Annotated in this window: 17 protein-coding genes; 5 read left to right on the top strand and 12 right to left on the bottom strand. The window is 27.8% G+C overall.

Annotation, left to right across the window (positions count from 1 at the left end; all coding sequences use genetic code 11):
* The first annotated feature begins 1 nt into the window (after position 1).
* From M9405_RS00540 to M9405_RS00525, 4 genes are all read left to right on the top strand, one after another.
* Positions 2-1,309: a molecular chaperone SurA gene (locus tag M9405_RS00540; protein WP_250223342.1), complete on the top strand. Its 1,308-nt coding sequence runs from the start codon at positions 2-4 to the stop codon at positions 1,307-1,309.
* Entirely contained in the window at positions 1,296-2,324 is a 1,029-nt protein-coding gene (gene pdxA, locus M9405_RS00535) for a 4-hydroxythreonine-4-phosphate dehydrogenase PdxA (RefSeq protein WP_250223341.1), read from the top strand. Before M9405_RS00540 ends, pdxA begins: the two co-directional genes overlap by 14 nt.
* A complete protein-coding gene (gene rsmA / locus M9405_RS00530) occupies positions 2,305-3,135 on the top strand; it encodes a 16S rRNA (adenine(1518)-N(6)/adenine(1519)-N(6))-dimethyltransferase RsmA (RefSeq protein WP_250223340.1) in 831 nt (276 codons plus the stop codon). The genes pdxA and rsmA overlap by 20 nt, the downstream gene beginning before the upstream one ends.
* Positions 3,136-3,350: 215 nt before the next feature.
* A complete protein-coding gene (locus M9405_RS00525; protein ID WP_250223339.1) occupies positions 3,351-4,187 on the top strand; it encodes a symmetrical bis(5'-nucleosyl)-tetraphosphatase in 837 nt (278 codons plus the stop codon).
* Between the two features lie 104 nt (positions 4,188-4,291).
* Here the strand turns inward: M9405_RS00525 and M9405_RS00520 are convergent, their stop codons facing one another.
* The 8 genes from M9405_RS00520 to ribF all read right to left on the bottom strand — a co-directional run bounded on the left by M9405_RS00520 (position 4,292) and on the right by ribF (position 15,994).
* Positions 4,292-4,789, bottom strand: a complete 498-nt coding sequence (locus tag M9405_RS00520; protein ID WP_250223338.1) for a dihydrofolate reductase — start codon at positions 4,787-4,789, stop codon at positions 4,292-4,294.
* A gap of 77 nt (positions 4,790-4,866) precedes the next feature.
* Positions 4,867-8,115, bottom strand: a complete 3,249-nt coding sequence (gene carB, locus M9405_RS00515) for a carbamoyl-phosphate synthase large subunit (protein ID WP_250223337.1) — start codon at positions 8,113-8,115, stop codon at positions 4,867-4,869.
* Positions 8,116-8,133: 18 nt separating this feature from the next.
* Positions 8,134-9,282 carry a glutamine-hydrolyzing carbamoyl-phosphate synthase small subunit gene (gene carA / locus M9405_RS00510; protein WP_250223336.1) on the bottom strand — a complete coding sequence of 383 codons (1,149 nt, stop codon included), beginning with the start codon at positions 9,280-9,282 and terminating at the stop codon, positions 8,134-8,136.
* 247 nt (positions 9,283-9,529) lie between these two features.
* Complete coding sequence (dapB, locus tag M9405_RS00505) at positions 9,530-10,384, bottom strand: 4-hydroxy-tetrahydrodipicolinate reductase (RefSeq protein ID WP_250223335.1); 855 nt, start codon at positions 10,382-10,384, stop codon at positions 9,530-9,532.
* Between the two features lie 226 nt (positions 10,385-10,610).
* Entirely contained in the window at positions 10,611-11,555 is a 945-nt protein-coding gene (gene ispH / locus M9405_RS00500; protein WP_250223334.1) for a 4-hydroxy-3-methylbut-2-enyl diphosphate reductase, read from the bottom strand.
* A 146-nt stretch (positions 11,556-11,701) separates the two neighbouring features.
* Positions 11,702-12,190, bottom strand: coding sequence for a signal peptidase II (lspA, locus tag M9405_RS00495; protein WP_284345872.1), 489 nt, complete (start codon positions 12,188-12,190; stop codon positions 11,702-11,704).
* A 2-nt stretch (positions 12,191-12,192) separates the two neighbouring features.
* The gene (gene ileS / locus M9405_RS00490; RefSeq protein ID WP_250223332.1) at positions 12,193-15,024 is read right to left on the bottom strand and encodes an isoleucine--tRNA ligase; all 2,832 of its coding nucleotides are present in this window, start codon (positions 15,022-15,024) and stop codon (positions 12,193-12,195) included.
* Positions 15,017-15,994, bottom strand: a complete 978-nt coding sequence (gene ribF, locus M9405_RS00485) for a bifunctional riboflavin kinase/FAD synthetase (protein ID WP_250223331.1) — start codon at positions 15,992-15,994, stop codon at positions 15,017-15,019. The genes ileS and ribF overlap by 8 nt, the downstream gene beginning before the upstream one ends.
* Positions 15,995-16,227: 233 nt before the next feature.
* Here ribF and rpsT point away from each other — a divergent pair, with 233 nt between their 5' ends.
* Positions 16,228-16,512 carry a 30S ribosomal protein S20 gene (rpsT, locus tag M9405_RS00480; RefSeq protein WP_250223330.1) on the top strand — a complete coding sequence of 95 codons (285 nt, stop codon included), beginning with the start codon at positions 16,228-16,230 and terminating at the stop codon, positions 16,510-16,512.
* A gap of 125 nt (positions 16,513-16,637) precedes the next feature.
* On the opposite strand, the gene dnaJ is transcribed toward rpsT, so the two are convergent.
* The 4 genes from dnaJ to thrB form a co-directional block, all read right to left on the bottom strand.
* Positions 16,638-17,771: a molecular chaperone DnaJ gene (dnaJ, locus tag M9405_RS00475; RefSeq protein WP_250223329.1), complete on the bottom strand. Its 1,134-nt coding sequence runs from the start codon at positions 17,769-17,771 to the stop codon at positions 16,638-16,640.
* 107 nt (positions 17,772-17,878) lie between these two features.
* Positions 17,879-19,795: a molecular chaperone DnaK gene (gene dnaK, locus M9405_RS00470; RefSeq protein WP_250223328.1), complete on the bottom strand. Its 1,917-nt coding sequence runs from the start codon at positions 19,793-19,795 to the stop codon at positions 17,879-17,881.
* Between the two features lie 382 nt (positions 19,796-20,177).
* Positions 20,178-21,491 (bottom strand): threonine synthase, encoded by a 1,314-nt coding sequence (gene thrC / locus M9405_RS00465; RefSeq protein WP_250223327.1) that lies wholly within the window; start codon positions 21,489-21,491, stop codon positions 20,178-20,180.
* A 3-nt stretch (positions 21,492-21,494) separates the two neighbouring features.
* Positions 21,495-22,433 carry a homoserine kinase gene (gene thrB, locus M9405_RS00460; RefSeq protein WP_250223326.1) on the bottom strand — a complete coding sequence of 313 codons (939 nt, stop codon included), beginning with the start codon at positions 22,431-22,433 and terminating at the stop codon, positions 21,495-21,497.
* Between the last annotated feature and the right edge of the window lie 18 nt (positions 22,434-22,451).

Raw genomic sequence — 22,451 nt, 5'->3', positions numbered from 1 at the left:
TATGGAATTTTGGAAAAAATTAACTTTAGTTTTCATATTTAAAACTAGTGTAGTTCTTGGGGAATTTAAAACAATAGATAAAATTGTAGCATTAGTAAATAATAATGCTATATTAGATAGCGATGTTAAACATCAAATATATATGACTCGAAATAATATTTTCGATATTAATTTAATTGATATAACACCAGATATTCTCTCCTATAAAAGAATATTAGAACAACTAATCATAGAAAATATAATTTTTCAAATAACTGATCACACAAACTTTACTGTTGAATATAATCAAATTCATTGGGTAATTGAACGCATTGCAATGTCATACGGAATGACGATACATCAGTTTCAAGAATATTTGAATGATATAAATATAGATTACCAAAAATATTATTTTAAACAATATCAAGATATACTTAAAAGGACTATATACAGTTCTGTTCTACATCAATATGGCAGTAATAATATTTCAATAAATGAAATAAATAATATTATTAATAAATTTAATGTTATTAATTTTAACAAACAATTTAAATTAAATCATATTGTGTTTTCTTTGCCTATAAATCCAACGTTAAACCAAATAAACAAAACAAAATATTTTGCAAAATTATTGATTGATCAAAAAAAATATAAAAAATTTGACAAAAAAGATCTAATAAATATTTATTATTATAATGATATTATTCATACTATTAGAATAATAGATTCGGAATGGACCAATTGGCAAGATATACCTGTTATTTTTGATGAATATTTATCTAAAATAGAACCAGGTAATATAATTGGACCAATTGCATCGCATGATGGAATACATATCTTAGAAATAAAAGATATACGTTATAAAAAAGCTAGTTTTCCTATAACTAAAGTATATGCAAAAATATTTGGCATAAAAGAATCATACGATCATGTAAATATAACTAAAGAACTCACTAAAATTAAAGAACTTGTGGAAAATACAAACACGCCGTTTTCAATGATTATTAATGAAAAATTAAAGAATCATAGTTGTTTTAATTTCTATATAGAAAATATAACATCTAAAGATTTAGATATGTTTGATTCAGAAATACAACAAATGTTACTTTCTTTAAAAAAGAACGAAGTTAGTACGCCAATATACACTAATTATGGAGGATTTTTAATTCAGTTAATAGATATGTCTGTTATTAATTATTCTGATATTAAATATGAACGTGCTTATTTATATTTATTAGATAAAAAAAATAATGAAATTATGAATAAATGGATCCAAGAATTACATTCATCTTCATATATTAAGATTATTCATCAAAATGAAAAATACTAAAGATATACAAAAATATAAACGTATTATTATTACTGCAGGAGAACCTGCAGGTATTGGGCCTGATATACTAATTATGAGCGCGCAAAAAAAATGGCCTGTAGAACTAGTTATATGCGCAGATCCTAATCTATTATTAGATAGAGCAAAAATAATTAATTTACCTTTAAAATTACGTTCATACTATCCCAAAAAAAATCCATTTCCCTGTAAACCCGGAGAAATATCTATTTTACCTTCACTCCTTTCACAAAATTCAATTCCTGGTCAATTAAATATAAAAAATAGTCGTTATGTAATTAATACTCTAACGCGCGCGACTCATGGATGTATAACTGGAGAATTTGCAGCATTAGTAACTGGTCCAGTGCACAAAGCTATTATTAATAAATATAATATCTTTTTTCAAGGACATACAGAATTTTTATCTAAAATTAGTAATTGTTCAAAAACTGTTATGATGCTAAGTAATAATAAGTTTCGTGTAGCATTAGTAACAACCCATATACCCATTGCATCTATTACAAAATCTATTAACCATAAAACTCTTAGTGAAACTATTCATATTCTTTCTGAAAGTTTAAAAAAATATTTTGGTATTTTACGCCCGAAAATTTATGTATGTGGGTTAAACCCACATTCTGGAGAATCAGGTTATCTAGGCAGAGAAGAAATTGAAATCATTATACCTACATTAAATATTTTGAGAAAAAATAAAAATTATCAAATATTAGGACCCATACCAGCTGATACTATATTTCAACCAAAATATTTAAAACATGCTGATGTAATATTAGCAATGTATCATGATCAAGGTTTACCTGTATTAAAATACTCTGGATTTAACACATCAGTGAATATTACACTTGGCTTACCATTTATTAGAACTTCAGTGGCACATGGTACTGCCTTAGAATTATCTGGATCTGGCAAAGCATTACCTAATAGTATGATCACAGCTATCAATGTAGCTATTAACATGAGTAATAATTGTATGTATGAAAAAATTATATTATAAAAATCATTTTATACAAAAAAAGTGGGGTCAGGTCTTTTTGAAAGATCAAAATATTATTAATGACATTCTTACCAATTTTGCTCCTAAAAAAAATCAAAAAATAGTAGAAATTGGACCTGGATTAGGAGCATTAACTAAAAAATTATTACAAATTACCTCTGATATTAATTCTTTAATTGTAATAGAATGTGATTTAAATTTAGTTAAACAGTTAAACCAAATATTTAATAAAAAACTTAATATTTATCATCAAGATGTAATGAATATAAATTTCATTGATTTATCATTAAGAATGGGAAAAAAACTTCGATTAATAGGAAATTTGCCATATAACATATCTACAAAATTAATTATATATTTGTTCCAATATATTCATGTAATTAATGATATGTACTTTACCATGCAAAAAGAAGTAGCTGATAGAATTTTAGCTGCTCCCAACTCAAAAGCATATGGACGCTTAAGTGTATTAACACAATATTATTGTGTTAATACACCTATAATAAACATACCAAAAAGTTCTTTTTTTCCCATTCCACAAGTGAGATCTACATTTATAAAATTAATACCACATCATATTATTCCATATCCAAAAATTAATATAGCACACTTATCACTGATTACAAAGTTAGCTTTTGGACAAAGACGTAAAATTTTGCGCAATAGTTTATCTGAAATTTTCAGAAGTAATGAAATGTTAAAACAAGGAATCAATCCGAAACTAAGAGCAGAAAATATCACTATTAATCAATATTGCACTTTAACATCTATGTTAAATGACAAGCTGAAAATCCTAAAAAATAGCTTTTAAGATAACCTATTTAAGAAATAGTATCCCACGAATTATTTTTAATGAACTCGTATATATTAATGTTATTAAATTTTTATTTATATAAAATATTTTCAAATAATAATTCATTATTACTTACAGTAATAATTTCTAACTATATAGCAATATACATCCTGATAGTGTATCATATTACAATGTGAATTTAATTCATTTAATTTCAAGATTTTTAATTTAAAATGGTTAATTATTTTGTTGGAGATATTCATGGATGTTATTCAAGTTTAATGAAGATCTTAGATCTTGTTAATTTTGATCCAAATATGGATATATTGCATTTAACTGGAGATCTTATTTCTAGAGGACCAAATTCATTAGAAGTTCTACGTTACGTTTATTCTTTACGTAAAAGTGCTTATACCGTATTAGGTAATCATGAATTACATTTATTAAAAACTTTTTTTGATATGCATAATAAAAAATACGTCGATTATTTTCATGAAATATTACATGCATCAGATTCAGATGAATTAATATATTGGTTAAGACATCAATCTTTATTGTATATAAATGAAAACGAAAAGATATTAATGACGCATGCTGGTATTCATCCCCATTGGAATCTATTAAATACTCAAGAATATGCACGAGAAATAGAATCAATTTTAACTAGTGATGACCTTAGTATATTATTTACTCATCAGAATATATCTAATATTAAATATGTTCATCCAGAAATTATAAAGAGAGTACAAAATAATGTTAATGTATTTACACGTATGCGTTATATTTATCCGAATGGTCAATTAAACTTAAAATATAAAGGAGATCCTAAATCTTCCCCTAAAGAATTGTATCCATGGTTTTCTTTCAAAAGAGTTATTGATCCTGCATATAATATTATATTTGGTCATTGGGCATCATTAAAAAATGCTAAAATTCCTCCGAGGATTTATGGATTGGATACTGGTTGTTGTTGGGGTGGTTCGTTAACTATATTACAATGGGAACATAAAAAAATTAAAAAACTATCCTGTGCTCCAGAAATACCGCACATTATTATTCAAAATAATTAAAATTTAGAGCGTTTTTATTACTTGCCTAATAATAGTTCTATATATGTCAATTTTTATTTAAATACATTCATAAATCACTTATTCATACATTAAATAATATATACTCAACGACGTTTTAAAATTTGAAAATTTAGTTCAAAACAATTATATTTATTAGTTTTATAAGAATAATCTAAAATAGACACCCATTCTTTTCTATTATACCATGGAAACCATGTGTCTCCCTCAATAGAAATTTTACTATTAATATATGTTAAATATAAACGCTGAGCATACGGAAAAAAAATTTTATATATTGCACCACCTCCAATTATCATAATTTCATCTTTATTCTTTATAACAGATAAAGCAGAATATAAATTATTTGCTATAAAAACATTATGATAATTATATCTTGATAATCTGTTACTTAAAACAATGTTATATCTGTTTAATAATGGTTTTTTTCCCAAAGATTCAAAAGTTTTTCTTCCCATAATTATAGGTTTATATATAGTATGATATTTAAACCATTTAATATCTTCTGGAAAATTCCAAGGAATTTTATTATTATTCCCAATAATATGTTCTGAAGTTAATGCAACAATTAAGCTAATAATCATACTTAATAAAAGTAAAATTTATATTTTTATTATGATCATTTACATAAAAATGTTTTTATATTAATATATTCACATATTTATTGATTAAATAATGTCTTCATTATTTTTAAATGCATATCTTGTACAGATATAACATATTCGGTAGGATCTATAAGTAATGAATTTGCTGTCGCAAAACTTCCATTTACTGTGGTACCATAATGAATATTGTGTTTCAAAGCAATCTGACAAAATAATGTAGAATTGTTATTACTTTTGTCAAAAACGTTAACTGAATTAGTATCAATAACATATATATATTCTTTATTTTTTATTTTTTTATAAACATATCCATTATTTAAATGGATTGGTTGAATCAAATTAGATTCAATACCAGATTTTTTTAATATTTTAGCAGTTTCATATGTAACATCCAACATAAAACCTTTATGCAAAAATTTAGTAACCAAATCAACTACCTTATTCATATCCTTATCAGATAATAATAATAATATACAACCACTTTTTTTTATATAAATAGATCGATGACTCAATGTCGCTTTAGCAAATGCTTCTTCAAAAGAACGCCCAATTCCCATAACCTCTCCAGTAGATCTCATTTCTGGCCCTAATATTGGATGAACGTTAATAAATTTATTAAATGGTAAAACTACTTCTTTTACTGAAAAAAATGGAGGAACCACTTCTTGTACTATACCTTGAGACAACAAAGATTGTCCAATCATAACACGAGTACCGATTTTTGCTAAAGCAATACCAGTCGCTTTAGATACAAAAGGTATTGTTCTTGAGGCTCTTGGATTAATTTCAATTATATAAATTTTATTTTTTTGTACTGCTAATTGGATATTTACTAAACCTTTTATTCTAAATTCAAACGCTAATTTTTTTACTTGATTACGTATTTCATCTTGTATATTTTTATTCAATGTATGGGCCGGTAAAGAACATGCTGAATCTCCAGAATGGATACCTGCATGTTCAATATGTTCCATGATCCCGCCGATTAATACTCTTTTTCCATCACAAATAGCATCTATGTCTACTTCAATTGCATTATCTAAAAAATGTTCTAATAATACTGGAGCGTTATGAGAAACTCTCACAGCATTTCTAAAATAGAATAGTAATTCTTCTTCATTATATACTATTTTCATAGCTCTTCCCCCTAACACATATGAAGGCCTTATTACTACTGGATATCCTATAGTTTTAATTTTACTAAGAGCTATATTTAAAGATGTAACAGTAATATTATTTGGTTGCTTTAATCCTAAATATTTGATAGAACGTTTAAATCGTTCTCTATTTTCTGCTTGATCTATTGCATCAGGGTGTGTACCTATTATAGATATTCCAGCATTTTCTATTGCTTTAGCAAGTTTTAATGGAGTTTGGCCTCCATATTGTACGATTACACCTATTGGTTTATTAACACGAGCAATCTCTAGAATATCTTCTAACGTTATTGGTTCAAAATATAGAACATCTGAAATGTCATAATCAGTAGAAACAGTTTCAGGATTACAATTCACCATAATCACGTGGTATCCACTCTCACGCAATGCCATTGCTGCATGAACACAACAATAATCGAACTCTATGCCTTGTCCAATACGATTAGGTCCACCTCCTAATATCATAATAGTTTCTTTTTTATCACATTGGAATTCACATTCACCATCATAAGTAGAATACATATAAGAAGTATCAGTAGAAAATTCTGCAGCACAAGCGTCTACATGTTTGTATACAGGATGTATATCATACATATATCTTAAGACTCGAATGCTATCTTCCGAAACATTTGTTAATTGTCCTAGTCTCGCGTCAGAAAATCCTTTTTTTTTGAGCATTAATAACTTATCTTTATTTAAATACGATATACCTAAAGATACTATTTCATTTTCTAATTGTATTAATTCTTGAATTTGTGACAAAAACCAACGATCAATTTTAGTTAAATGAAACACTTGTGTTACAGACATACCATAACGAAAAGCATCAGCAATATACCATATTCTATTATTACTAGCATTTCTTAATTCATATGCAATTTTACTAAAAACTTTAGGATGATTTAAATTAATTTTAGAATTAAAACCAGTGGCCCCTATTTCTAATCCACGTATTGCTTTTTGTAAAGATTCCTGTAGACTACGACCAATGGCCATAACTTCACCTACAGATTTCATTTGAGTTGTTAACCTATTATATGAACCAGGAAACTTTTCAAAATTAAATCTCGGAATTTTAGTGACTACATAATCAATAGATGGTTCAAAAGAAGCGGGAATGCGTCCATTAGTAATATCATTTGATAATTCATCCAAAGTATAACCTATAGCTAACTTTGCTGCTATCTTTGCTATAGGAAACCCGGTAGCTTTTGAAGCTAAAGCCGATGACCTTGAAACTCTAGGATTCATTTCAACAACAATCAATTTTCCATTTTTTGGATGTACAGCGAATTGTACATTTGCTCCCCCAGTTGCAATTCCAATTTCGCGTAAAACCATTATTGCAGCGTTTCTCATAATTTGATATTCCTTATCAGTTAAGGTTTGAGCTGGCGCTACAGTAATGGAATCACCGGTATGAATACCCATAGGATCTATATTTTCTATAGAACATATAATGATACAATTATCTTTAATATCACGTATTACTTCCATTTCATATTCTTTCCAACCAATTAAGGATTCATCAATTAAAAGTTCATGGTTTGGCGATAAATTAAATCCGTTCTTACATAACATTTTGAACTCTTCTGTAGTGGAAGCTATACCTCCTCCGGTTCCACCTAAAGTAAAAGAAGGACGAATAATACAAGGAAGACCAATATTTTTTAATATTAACATAGCCTTATCCATGTTGTCTGCAATATCAGAACGCGCTATTTCTAATCCAATATTTTCCATAGATACTCGAAATTTTTGACGATCTTCTGCTTTATAAATAGCATCTATAGTTGCACCGATTGTAATAACATTAAATTTTTTTAAAATACCATAACGATCTAGATCTAAAGCGCAATTTAAAGCAGTTTGTCCACCCATAGTACATAATAATGCATCGGGACGTTCTTTTTCTATTATTTTAGATATTATTCTCCAAGTAATAGCTTCAATATAAGTAACATCAGCTAAATCTGGATCTGTCATGATTGTAGCAGGATTGGAATTAACTAAAATAATGTAATATCCTTCTTCACGTAATGCTTTACAAGCTTGCACTCCAGAATAATCAAACTCGCACGCTTGCCCTATAACAATTGGACCAGATCCTAATAATAGGATACGATTTATATCAGTTCTTTTTGGCACATCGTAACTCCTTTATACTTATTGTTGATTACGATAATTTTTAATTAACTCAATAAAATGACCAAATAATGATGATGCAGCATCATGCGGGCCTGGGCTAGCTTCTGGATGCCCTTGAAAACTAAATGCGGGTTTATTAACATGATGCATACCTTGTAGTGTTCCGTCAAATAATGAAATATGTGTTATTTGTAATGTATCGGGTAGAGCATTTTTATCTATAACAAAATTATGATTTTGAGCAGTGATTATAATCTTATTAGTTTTTAGTTCCTTAACTGGATGGTTAGAACCATGATGACCAAATTTCATTTTTATTACTTTTGCGCCATTAGCTAATGCTAATAACTGATGTCCTAAACAAATTCCAAATAATGGGATATTAGTTGTATCTAAGAATAATCTAATAGCATTAATTGCATATTTATATAAATTTGGATTACCGGGTCCATTAGATAAAAAAATACCATCAGGTTTTAAATCAATTATTTCATATGCTGTAGTATTAGAAGGTACCACAGTTAATAAACAACCATAATTTACTAACATACGCATAATATTTCTTTTAATACCAAAATCATATACTACAACATGATACGGTAAATTTATTGGGGTAATAAATTTACCTGAATTCATATTCCAAATACCTTGATTCCAAATATATTTTTTGGAAGCACTTACTGTTGAGTTAACAAAATTTTGTTTCTGCGTATTAGAAAATTCGTGAAATTTATTTAATACTGTTAATTTAACATCTAGTACATCACGCGCAATAATACACCCAGCTTGAGTACCTTTTTTTCGTATTAATCGAGTTAACGCGCGAGTATCGATTCCAGCAATTCCAACAATATTATGTTGAATTAAATACTCAGAAAGAGTTAACTGATGGCGAAAATTACTAACAGTAATAGTTAAATTACGAATAATAAGGCCTTTTACTTGAATAGAGGAAGATTCAGCATCATATTCATTAATCCCAACATTTCCAATATTAGGAAATGTCAATACCACTATTTGCAAAGCATATGAAGGATCGGTAATAATTTCTTGATAACCCGTCATAGATGTGTTAAATATTATTTCTCCTACTGTATCTCCGTCTGCACCAATTGAATATCCACAAAACTGGGTACCATCTTCTAGTACTAATAATGCTGGTCTCATTAAAATATCTCTATTTTTAACAAAACAATTAATTGTTAATTAACATAATTGATTAGGAAACTTTATGAATTTTTATTAAAATTTAAATTATTATTATTTTACATAAAAGTAAAACATGTGTAAACAAAATTTACACATGTTTTATTATATTTAAATTTAAGAATTTCAATGTAATAATATTACTAACGTAATTATTTAACAATTAATGCAGTCATATTTACTTTTTATAGTATATAAATATGTATATTTATAATATATCATGTATTTCAAATAAACCTTTTTTATTACATCCTAGCCAAATAGCAGCGCATAAAGCTCCATAAGCAAATATTGCACGATCATCTGCTTTATGTGTAATTTCTAAGCGTTCTCCTAAAATATTGAATAACACTGTGTGTTCCCCAACAACGTTGCCTATACGTATTGAATGAATTGGTATATCATAAATTATATTTTTTTGTTTAGAAGGATACATTCTTTTTTTTAAATTGTAATTTATAGATTTATTAGTCTGTATAGATTGTAGTGTATCTCTAATGAGATCTTGCATCATTATAGCAGTACCAGATGGTATATCACGTTTTTTATTATGATGAGTTTCTATAATACTAATATCTGCATTATTTCCAATAATTTTTGTAATTTTATGTAAAATTTTTAAAATTAATGCTATTCCTATACTAAAATTAGCAGAATACATAACACCTATAGTCTTAGATGCATTACGTATAATATTTTTATGTTGTTGCTTGAAACCAGTAGTACCGATTACTATACTTTTATTATTTTTAACACAAAAATTTAAATATTGTATTGATATATCTGGAGCAGTAAAATCAATTAAAGTATCAAAATCATCTTTGATTAATTCTAAATTGTCAGTAATTTTTACTCCAAATTCATTAATTTTATTAAAAGTACCGATATCTATACCACAAATACTAGAATTTTTACGTACTATAGCAGCTCCTAATATAATTTTTTTACTAAGTTGTTTATTTTTTTTTATTAAAAAATATTCTATTATTTTTTTACCCATACGTCCTGTTATTCCTGTGACAGCAATACGTAATAATGGACTAGAATTATTTATAGAAATCATGATATTGAGATACCTTGTAATTACAAATATATAATTTTATATTGATTTATTAATTATTTAAATACTAATAACTAGTATTATAGTTTGTTATACTATAATGTATAGATATTAGTTATTTTCTTAAAAATTTATACAATATATATTAACATCATAATCATATTGTATGTGATGAACACGATATTTTCAGCAATAATTTTTTTAATATTGATTAGTTTTATCTAAACGCTTAGATATTATTAGGAATATTGAAAAATATATCTTCCTTTTCTGCAACCATTTCTTCAATTACACAATCATTTGTGCTAAATTTACTTAATTTTTCAATCACTTGATTTATTAAAATATCTGGCGCTGATGCTCCAGCAGTAATGCCAATATTTTTTATACCGAAAAACCATTGTTTTTGAATATCATTAACATGCTCAATTAAATATGAAAGTTTACCAGTATTATTTGCTAATTCTAATAACCTCATAGAATTAGAAGAATCTTTTGATCCAATTACAAGTATTATATCAACCAATAATGTTAGTTTTTTCAGAGCATTTTGTCTATTAAATGTTGCATAGCATATATCATTTTTTCTAGGAAAAACAATTTTTGGAAATCTGTGCTGTAAAATAGCGCAGATTTCTTTAGTGCTGTCTATAGACAATGTTGTTTGAGTTGCTAGAGATAAATTATTCGGATCATTAACTTCTAATAACCAAGCATCCGACTTAGACTCAATAAGATATATTTGTTTTTTATGATTATTAATGATGTATTGTCCTATTGTACCTTCTACTTCTGGGTGATCGAAATGTCCTATTAAAATTACTTCCATATAATTTTTATTAGCCCTAGACACCTCCATATGTACTTTACTAACTAAAGGACAAGTAGCATCAAATATTGTTAAATTTTTATTTTTCGCTTGTTCTCTAACTTTTTTTGAAACTCCATGAGCAGAAAAAATTAATACTGATTTATTGGGTACTGCATCTATTTCTTCTACAAAAATCACACCTCTTTTAGATAAATCATTTATCACATAATCATTATGTACTAATTTATGACGTACATAAATAGGTTTGCCATATTTATGCAACACTTTTTCTACAATGTTAATTGCTCGATTTACTCCAGCACAAAATCCTCTTGGATTAGCCAATATAATTTTATCGATCATATTTGATATGTATTAAAATCTTGAGTACATTATATTAAATAATATCATCATCGATGATGATTTATCACATCTCATATTAGTAATATGAGGCTAAATATTACATTTGAGTAATATTTTCTAAATAAATTAGATATAAAATATGCAGTCTAAATATTATAAAAATTAAAAAAATGTTCTTTTATTAAAAGAAAGAAACCAAAAAAAATTGTTACATCTGCAATATTAAATGCTGGCCAATGCCAATTGGCAACATAAATATCAATAAAATCAATAACTGCTCCATATAATATTCTATCATATAAATTACCTAAAGCACCTCCGATCATCATCGAATATGAAAAACTATAAGTTTTACAAAAACAATTCGAACCATACAAAAAAAATACAACCATAATAATGACTAATATTATTAGTGCGATGTAAATTTTTTGATAAACACAAATAATATTAGATAATAATCCAAAAGCTATTCCCGAATTAAGGACACAACATAAATTAACTCCAGGTAATATTGGAAAAATCTCTCCAATAAAAAAATGCGCTCTTATAAATGATTTAGTATATATATCTAAAAACATTAATATTAATGACAAACATAACCACTTAAAAATTTTACAATTATATTGTATATACATTATTAAAAAAATCTACGTTTTTCACCTAATCCAAATACATTATCAATACAACGTGCACAAATATTCGAATAATTTTTATTGTTATTAACATCCGATTTATAATGCCAACAACGTAAACACTTTTCACCTGTTGCTTTTTTTAATATTATTTGTAATCCTGGTATATTTTCTTTTTTATGTTGATTAACATCCAACTTATAATAATCTATTACTTCTGCGGTAGATGTTATAAAGCCAAAAGCCAATTCATTTTCTAAAATACGTAATTGACTGGACAGTTTGTCTTTAGCATATAAAATAATATTAGCTTCTAAAGATTTTTTTATAATACCATCAAAACGTGCTTGTTCAATAACTTTATTAACTTCATTTCTAATATTTAGAAATGTGTTCCAATGATTTTTACTGATAATATTTTTTGTATTTATACTAAATAAACCATTATACCATTCTTCTGTAAATACATATTTTGATTTGTTACCAGGAATATATTGCCAAATTTCATCAGCAGTAAAAGATAATACTGGAGCTATCCATCTGACCATAGACTCTATAATATGATACAACGCAGTTTGACTACTTCTTCGCGCTATACAATTTTTTTTCATAGTATATTGTCTATCTTTAATTACATCTAAATAAAACGCTCCCATTTCTACTGAACAAAAATGCATTATCCGACGTATTACTTTATGAAAATTATACTTATTATAATCAGAAATTATGGATAATTGTGTAGATAAAGCACAATCCACAGCCCAACAATCTAATTCAACCATATCTTCTGCATTAATACAGTCCCGTTCAGGAATAAAATCACTAAGATTAGCTAAACAAAATCGAGCAGTATTACGAATGCGTCGATATATATCAGTCGTATGTTTCAAAATAGTGTTTGAAATAGTCATATCTGTAGAATATTCAGAAGATGCTACCCATAATCTCAAAATATCTGCTCCAAAATTATTTATAATATCTTTTGGTTTAATAACATTGCCAAGAGATTTAGACATTTTGTATCCTTGAGAATCTACAGTAAATCCATGACTTATTACTTCTTTATAAGGGGCAACATTGTTAATTGCTGTTGATATAATTAATGATGACATGAACCAACCCCGATATTGATCGTAACCCTCTAAACACAAATCAGATAATCTTTTATTGTAATTTTTTAATCTTTCTGGTATTACTGCATCATAAGTAGATCCAGAATCAAACCATACATCTAACACATCTGATACTTTTTCATATTGATTAGCTTCATTTTTTATAACATCCTCAACTTTTAAATCCCACCACGCTTGTATTCCAGATTTTTCTACATATTGCGCAATGATTTCCATTAGTTCAGATGTGTTTGGGTGTAAATTCGAGGTTTTTTTATTAACAAATAATGGAATTGGCACACCCCAAACACGTTGTCTCGATAGACACCAATCAGGTCTGTTAATTAACATAGTTTTAATATTAATTTTACTTTTGTTAGGAATCCAGCTGACTTTATCAATTACATTTAACAAATTATCTCGCAAATTATTTTTATTCATATCTAAAAACCACTGCGCAGTAGCTTTAAAAATAATGGGAGTTGCATGACGCCAACAATATGGATAACTATGTTTGTAAGTTTGGTTTACATGTAATAAAGAATTTGATTCTTTTAATAAATTTATTACTATATTATTAGATTGTAATACCGCTAAACCATCTAATACAGAATGTGTACCATTTATGTAAAAACCTGTGTCGTTCATTATATCTGCAGCTTTCAAATTGTATTTTTGTGCTATCAAGAAATCATCAACTCCATAACTTGGAGCTATGTGTACTATTCCTGTTCCGGAAGTTAATAATATATGCTTACTAAGCACTACTGGTATAGTAGTATGCGTAATAAAAGGATGTTTTAAAACTAACGATTCTAAAAATTTTCCTGTAGTTTCTCCTACAATTTTCCAAGACATACATCTTATACGTTTCATTACAGAAACTACTAAATCAGTTGCAATAATTATATATGTATCATTATTTATTAATATTAGTTGATAATTATAATCGGGGTGTACAGCAACTGCTTTATTAGCAGGTAACGTCCATGGAGTAGTAGTCCAAACTACTAATTTTATTACAGCTTGTTCACATAAATCAATATTAAATATTTTAGTAATATAAGCATTATTAACTACAGAAAAAGCAACATCAATAGCAGGAGAAAAATGATTTTTATATTCTACTTCTGATTCAGATAATACGGAACCACATTGAAAACACCAATGTATAGGTTTTATACCTTTATATAAATAACCGTTAGATATAATCTTACTTAAAGTACGAATAATATTCGCTTCAGTTTTAAAATCCATTGTCAAATAAGGTTGATGCCAATTTCCTAAAACACCTAGTCTTATAAAATCTTTTTTTTGTATTGCTATTTGTTTTGTAACATAATCACGACAAATATTACGAAATTTATTTGGACATATATGTACTCTTGATTTACCTATTAATTTTTCTACTTGTAATTCTACTGGCAATCCATGGCAATCCCAACCAGGAATATAGGGCGCATTATAACCCATAAAAGTTTTATATTTAATAATGATATCTTTTAATATTTTATTCACTGCGTGACCTAAATGAATATTTCCATTCACATAAGGAGGGCCATCATGTAAAAAAAATAAATTTTTTTTACTTTTCTTTTTACGAATAATTGTATATAAATCATCTTTATACCATCGTTCTAATATTAGAGGTTCTTTAACAATTAAATTGGCACGCATTGAAAAGTCTGTATATGGTAAATTTAAAGTATTTTTGTAGTTAATCATTTATTAATAATTCCGATTTTATAAATTTGTTAAAATTATTTTTTTTATTAAAATAATTACGTGCTTCTATTATATCGGTTGTAATTTGATTTTTTAATATTTTTATAGAAACGAAATTTTGTTCATCACGTATTTTTTTTAAAAAAATTACTTTAATATGATATGCATATAAATTAATTGAAACATTCAATAAATGTACCTCTAATTGTTGTTGATTTTTTCCAAGTATTGTAGGGCGTACACCAATATTAGCAATACCCGGTAATGGAATGTTAAGAATTCCATATACTTTTACTAAATATACACCCTGTATAGGTAATAGTTTTCCTTGCAACGATATATTAGCTGTAGGCACTCCAATTTTTCTCCCTAACTTATCTCCATGTATTACTCTTCCGGAAACACAATAAGAATGTCCAAGTAATAATTCAGCATCCAGAATTCTATTTTCTATTAAGGCTGTACGTATTGCAGTACTACTTATCCTAACCCCTTGATTATCACAGTGTGTAACACTACGTATTACTTTAAATCCTGCATTTTTACCTATTTTTTTCAATAATATAAAATCTCCTTTTCTAAACGCTCCAAATCTAAAATCATCTCCAATACAAATAAGTTGCGCCCCTAATTTATATATTAATATGTTCTTAATAAAATTATGCGCTTCAATAGAAGCAAATTTCTTATCAAATCTTATACATAATATAACATCTACTCCTGCATAAAATAAATAACTAATTTTATCTCGTAATACAGTTAATCTTATTTTTATTTTTTTAGAAAAATATTCTTTAGGATACGGTTCAAAAATCATTACTACAATAGGCAATTTTAAATTATTTTTTATAACTTGCAATTTAGAAAGTAATGCTTGATGTCCTCGATGAAAACCATCAAAATTTCCGATAGTCAGTATACAACCTCTATGATGAGGTTTAATATTATATAGTCCTCTAATAAATTCCATGCAGCTGAAAAATTAAAAATATTTAATTGATTTTTTTTTAAAAATCACTTATTTTATATTATATATATTTCATACTATATATAATATAGTCTTAATATAAAACAGACTTATGAAATAAACTATGAACATAAAAACATCGTAATTAATTTATACACACATTTTAAATCTAAATCTGGACAAAAATATAATATCATATCTAATATATTTTAAAAACTAAATTTGGGAGCAAGATATTGGTTAATACTAAATCAGCTAAAAAATCTTTAATAAAATCAAAAATTCAACGCAAATATAATATGAGTCAGCGTTCTATGCTGCGTACTTTCATAAAAAAAGTGTATAATGCGATTAGTTCTAAAAATCAAGAGACTGCTATGAATGCGTTTGTTACTATGCAGAAAATAATTGATAGACAAACTTGTAAAGGTTTAATACATAAAAATAAAGCTGCTAGATATAAGTCTAGAGTGTACGCTCAACTCATGTCTATGAATTCTTCTCATTGTAAGAAACAATGAGCCTAATAAAATCTTATAAAACTGAAGACTAAATCTATTTATTTAGTGGTGATAGTTAAAATAACAGAAAAATAAAATCTAATATTTATTACTATTTACACAAAATACAAAACATTTATTTAAATTTAACGAGTTAAATCGTCAAAAAATTTTTTTACACCATCGAAAAAACTTTTAGACCTGGGACTATTTTTATGACCATGAGGCCCTTTGAAACTATTAGATAAATCTTGCAATAATTGTTTTTGAAAATCATTTAATTTTACTGGAGTTTCTACCACCACTCTACATAATAAATCTCCATTACCCCCAGTTCTTATTGAACTTACCCCTTTGCCTCTTACACGAAATAATTTACCAGTTTGTGTTTCTGGGGGTATTTTTAACTTAACTCTACCATCCAAAGTAGGTACTTCAATTTCTCCACCTAAAGCAGCCATAGAAAAACTTATTGGCACTTCACAATAAAGATTTTTTTCTTCTCTGTCGAAAATTGGGTGCTTCTTTATTTGTATTTGAACATACAAGTCTCCTGCAGGAGCACCATTTTTTCCAGACTCACCTTCTCCTGATAAACGTATCCTATCGCCCGTATTTACTCCAGCTGGTATTTTAACAGACAGAATTTTAGATCGTTCTACTCTACCATTTCCTCGGCATCTATTACATATTTCTTTTATTATTTTCCCATGACCACGACACGCAGGACAAGTTTGCTGAACAGAAAAAAAACCTTGACGCATTTGAATCTGTCCATGCCCATGACAAGTCATGCAAGAAATTATCGAAGCACTAGATTTAGCTCCGCTACCCCGACAATTTTCACATGTTAACATAGTGGGTATGCAAATTTCTTTTGTTATGCCACGCACTGCATCTTCTAAATTTAGGTTCATATTATATCGTAAATCTGCTCCCCTGCTGGCTCTACCACTACGTCTGTTACCCCCAAAAATATCTCCAAATACATCACCGAAAATATCACTGAAATCTGCGTTTTCCGCAGCATTAGCAGAATTCATTCCTGATTCAAACGCTGCATGCCCATACTGATCATAAGCAGCACGTTTATCAGGATTACTCAATATTTCATATGCTTCCTTGACTTCCTTAAATTTAGTTTCTGCAGAAGCATCTCCTGGGTTTCTATCTGGATGAAACCTCATGGCCAAACGTTTATAAGATTTTTTAATTTCACGTTCATCCGCATTTTTAGGAATACCTAAAATCTTATAATAATCTGACTTTGTTTTAGCCATATTCTTATCTCCATTATATCTACATATTAGATATATAGCGCAACACTATCATATATCACTAGGACTTATTATAATTTTCATTTTATTCCTTAAATTTATTAAAAATTCTACTGTTTTTTATTTTTTATTTCTTCAAATTCCGCATCCACTACATCTCCATTCTTATTAGATGGAGCGCTAGAATCTTGGGTTTTATCTTTTTCTTTATTTTTTTGACTTATCTCTAATAATTTTCCGGACACTTTAATTAAATCTTGCAATTTAGATTCAATTTGATTTTTATCTTCAGTTTTTATAACTGACTCTAGCTCTTTTAGTGAGTTCTCAATAGTAGATTTATCATTTGATGGTAAGTTATCACCTACTTCTTTTAATTGTTTTTTAATACTATGTAATAAATGATCCGCTTGATTACGAACTTGTACTAACTCTTCAAATTTACGGTCAGACTCTGCATTAGCTTCTGCCTCTTTAACCATTTTATTTATCTCTGATTCATTTAAACCAGAAGAAGCCTTAATAGTAATCTTTTGTTCACGACCACTATTTTTATCTTTCGCAGAGACATGCAGAATTCCATCAGCATCAATATCAAAAGTTACCTCAATTTGTGGAACTCCACGCATCGCTGGAGCTATTCCATCTAAATTAAATTGTCCTAAAGATTTATTATCACTAGCCCTTTTTCTTTCACCTTGTAATATATGTATAGTAACTGCAGACTGATTATCTTCGGCTGTAGAAAAAACTTGACTATGTTTCGTAGGAATAGTAGTGTTTTTCGCAATTAATGAAGTCATAACGCCACCCATTGTTTCAATTCCTAAAGACAATGGAGTTACATCTAATAATAACACATCCTTTACGTCTCCAGATAATACACCACCTTGCACCGCTGCACCTATCGCAACTGCTTCATCAGGATTAACATCTCTTCTTGGTTCTTTTTTAAAAAACTCAGAAACCATTTTTTGAACAAGTGGCATACGTGTTTGACCGCCTACTAAAATTACATCATTTATATTAGATATAGATATATTTGCATCTTTTAATGCTACTTCTAGTGGAACTAAAGTACGATTCACTAAATCCTCTACAAGAGACTCTAATTTTGCGCGAGTCACCCTAAAATTCATATGCTTGGGTCCAGCGCTGTCTGCTGTAATATAAGGCAAATTTACATCAGTTTGATGTGCAGTAGATAATTCTATTTTCGCTTTTTCAGCAGATTCTTTTAATCTTTGCATTGCCAAAGGATCATTATATAAATTTATATTTTGATCTTTTTTAAATTCATCTACTAAATAATTTATTAAAAGACTATCGAAATCTTCACCACCTAAATGGGTATCACCGTTAGTAGATAAAACCTCAAAAGTTTTTTCTCCATCAACATTATCAATTTCAATAATAGAAATATCAAAAGTACCTCCTCCTAAATCGTACACTGCAACGGTTCTACTGCCTTTGGTGTCTTTATCTAAACCATAGGCTAATGCAGCGGCAGTTGGCTCATTTATAATACGCTTTACTTCAAGTCCAGCTATTCTTCCAGAATCCTTAGTAGCTTGACGTTGAGCATCATTAAAATATGCTGGCACTGTAATTACAGCTTCAGAAACATCTTCCCCAAGATAATCTTCTGCAGTTTTCTTCATTTTCTTTAAAATTTCAGCAGAAACTTGCGGAGGAGCCATTTTTTTTCCTTTTACATCCAACCAAGCGTCTCCATTATCAGCAGAAATTATTTTATAAGGCATTATATTAACATCACGTTGTACTTCTTTGTCTTGGAATCGACGCCCAATAAGTCTCTTAATAGCAAACAAAGTATTCTTAGGGTTTGTAACAGATTGTCTTTTAGCTGGTTGCCCAACTAGAATCTCGCCGTCTTGCGTATACGCTATGATAGAAGGCGTTGTACGATCACCTTCACTATTTTCTAGAACACGAGGATTATTACCTTCAATAATTGCAACACAAGAATTAGTTGTGCCTAAGTCGATACCAATAATTTTTCCCATCTATACATCTCCAATGAAAATCAAATTCTTCACACTATGACCTGATATGCGGCCAAAACCTTACTTTTCAACCTTAAAATAAGTTTGTTTTAAAAAACTTTTCATATATTATTTATAATATTTGAATTTATTAAAAATAAACATGTAAATTAAGATAATTTTATTTATTAAATAAAAATAATGTAAATCATTTAACAACACATAATTTAAATAACAATCATTTATATAAATTGTATGCATCTATATACTATTTATATAAATATAATAAATTTATTTAATCAATAAAATATGTAATTGAAATTACATTTAATCTACTAAAATTTTTCAGAAAACTTATCATATTATTCAAATTTATAATCAACTAATATAGTAAGTTTATACCTTATGACTCAGATATTATTTTTAATATTAGATTACGTAAAGAAAAAAAACATTTAGGTATATCATAAGATAAAGTAGGTAATTTTACATATTTTTGTAATGATAATGGTAGTATTATTTTTATTTTATTACAAAAAAAACTTTCTATTAATTTTTTAAATTTAACAGGATGAGCGGTACCAATACACATACCAAATTCGTTAGCATTTAATTTATCAGACAATACCTTATATGCTATAGCAGTATGGGGTTCAGACAAATATCCTAAATCTGCAATAAATTGAATAGTATTTTTAGTAATATGATCTTCAACATAATCATACTCTAATTCTGTAATAGATCTATTATCTCGACGAAATAATTCCTCTATTCTAGGCCAATTATTCGGGCAACTAACATCCATTGCATTAGAAAATGTAGATACAGAGGGATGCGGATCCCAATAACCATACCGCAAAAACCGAGGGACAGTATTATTAATATTAGTAGCAACAACAAATTTTTTTACCGGCAACCCGCAAGATTGAGCTAATAATCCTGCTGTTAAATTTCCAAAATTTCCACTAGGCACAGAAATAACTAATTTTTTACGCAGTTCACTAGAAACTTGTGATACTCCTTCAAAATAATAACAAATCTGCGCTAGAATTCTTCCAATATTAATGGAATTAGCAGAATTTAAAGCTAATCTTTTTTGCAAAAGATCATCAGAAAAAGCTTGTTTTATTAAATTTTGACATGCATCAAAATCTCCATCTACTGAAATAGTGTAAATATTTTTACCTAAAGTACAAAATAACTTTTCCTGAAAAGTACTAATTTTGTGTTTAGGATATAATATCACAACATATATATTACTTAAATTAAAAAAAGCATGAGCTACTGCAGCGCCCGTATCTCCAGAAGTAGCAGTCAAAATAACCATAGGTTTATTATTATTTCGAGTATTATAAATTTTATTTAAAAATTGAGCTAATAATCTACAACCAAAATCTTTGAAAGCTAAAGTTGGTCCATGAAATAATTCTAAAATAGAAATTCTATTATTGATACGCACTAATGGTAATGGAATATTAAACGCATTTTTAACACAATCTAAAATAATATTTTTTGATAGTTCTGCGCCAATATATTCAGATAAAATATTTGCACTACGTTCTATGAAATTCATACTAAGTAAATTATTTATCTCATCTTCAGAAAATTTTGGAAGACGTATTGGAAAAAATAATCCTCGATTTTTTCCTAATCCTTGTAATAAGGCTGTAGTCAATGTAACTTGTTCATTATGTTGTTTAATATTATATAATTTCATATATTATTCTATCACAATACGTGCTCCTTTATTATCTACAGAAAAAACTCGAACAAAACCTACATCATTTTTTACATAAACACGTAATAACCAATCAACAATATCTTTAGTAACAATATAATTATTACATAATACGAAAATTGTCGGTCCAGCACCTGAAATGCCGCAAGCAATAGCACCTCTCTTTATAACAGAACGACGTATATATGATAACTTTACCGATAATAATTTAGAACGATAAGGTTCTGCTATAATATCTTTCATGCATTTAATTGCTAACAGTTCCTGTTGTGTGTGACATGCGTGTATGAATCCTGATAAATATTTACTGTGTTCTATGCAATCAGCACGACTATATAAATTTGGTAAAACTGACCGAGATTCTAAGGTAGAAATTTTAACACCTGGATATGCTAATATCCATAACCAGTTACTAAAACCTGGAATATTTTGACTAATAACTGTGTTACAATTTTTTAAAATTATACGCATACCTCCTAAAAAACAAGGTGATACATTATCAAAATGTATTGCACCAGAAATTTGACCTTCCATTTCTCCCATTAACATAAGCAACTGATCGTTATTGAGTAAATATTTGAAATGCGCATTCATAGCAATTAGTGCTGCTACTATTGAGCATGCGCTAGAACCTAACCCAGAAGAAACTGGAGTATTTTTTTTCAACACAATGCTAACTGGGTAATTTTTTCCTAAAATTTTGCAAAATCTCTGCCAACATTGAAAAACAATATTTTTTTCCAATTGTATAGGTAATTGATTATTAAAACATCCAATACTTTTTAGTTTAAAAAAATCAGAATCTTCAATGCTTATATAATCTCCAAGTAAATCTCCATTTATTGGAGTAACAGCCATACCTAATACATCAAATCCAACTCCAATATTTCCAATAGATGCTGGAGCATAAACTTTAATCATATTAAATACCCTATGTTT

It is taken from the genome of Candidatus Blochmannia ocreatus (assembly GCF_023585745.1).
Lineage (GTDB): Bacteria > Pseudomonadota > Gammaproteobacteria > Enterobacterales > Enterobacteriaceae > Blochmanniella > Blochmanniella ocreatus.
The sequence above is the reverse complement of the archived record's forward strand: the minus strand, read 5'-3'. Positions and strand labels throughout refer to the sequence as shown.

Coding starts and splice junctions, on each gene's coding strand:
- dnaJ (WP_250223329.1), bottom strand. CDS start 17,771: ATGGCTAAAACAAAGTCAGATTATTATAAGATTTTAGGTATTCCTAAA.
- ispH (WP_250223334.1), bottom strand. CDS start 11,555: ATGATCGATAAAATTATATTGGCTAATCCAAGAGGATTTTGTGCTGGA.
- pdxA (WP_250223341.1), top strand. CDS start 1,296: ATGAAAAATACTAAAGATATACAAAAATATAAACGTATTATTATTACT.
- M9405_RS00540 (WP_250223342.1), top strand. CDS start 2: ATGGAATTTTGGAAAAAATTAACTTTAGTTTTCATATTTAAAACTAGT.
- M9405_RS00520 (WP_250223338.1), bottom strand. CDS start 4,789: ATGATTATTAGCTTAATTGTTGCATTAACTTCAGAACATATTATTGGG.
- dapB (WP_250223335.1), bottom strand. CDS start 10,384: ATGATTTCTATAAATAATTCTAGTCCATTATTACGTATTGCTGTCACA.
- lspA (WP_284345872.1), bottom strand. CDS start 12,190: ATGTATATACAATATAATTGTAAAATTTTTAAGTGGTTATGTTTGTCA.
- ribF (WP_250223331.1), bottom strand. CDS start 15,994: ATGGAATTTATTAGAGGACTATATAATATTAAACCTCATCATAGAGGT.
- carA (WP_250223336.1), bottom strand. CDS start 9,282: ATGAGACCAGCATTATTAGTACTAGAAGATGGTACCCAGTTTTGTGGA.
- dnaK (WP_250223328.1), bottom strand. CDS start 19,795: ATGGGAAAAATTATTGGTATCGACTTAGGCACAACTAATTCTTGTGTT.
- thrC (WP_250223327.1), bottom strand. CDS start 21,491: ATGAAATTATATAATATTAAACAACATAATGAACAAGTTACATTGACT.
- thrB (WP_250223326.1), bottom strand. CDS start 22,433: ATGATTAAAGTTTATGCTCCAGCATCTATTGGAAATATTGGAGTTGGA.
- ileS (WP_250223332.1), bottom strand. CDS start 15,024: ATGATTAACTACAAAAATACTTTAAATTTACCATATACAGACTTTTCA.
- rsmA (WP_250223340.1), top strand. CDS start 2,305: ATGAAAAAATTATATTATAAAAATCATTTTATACAAAAAAAGTGGGGT.
- M9405_RS00525 (WP_250223339.1), top strand. CDS start 3,351: ATGGTTAATTATTTTGTTGGAGATATTCATGGATGTTATTCAAGTTTA.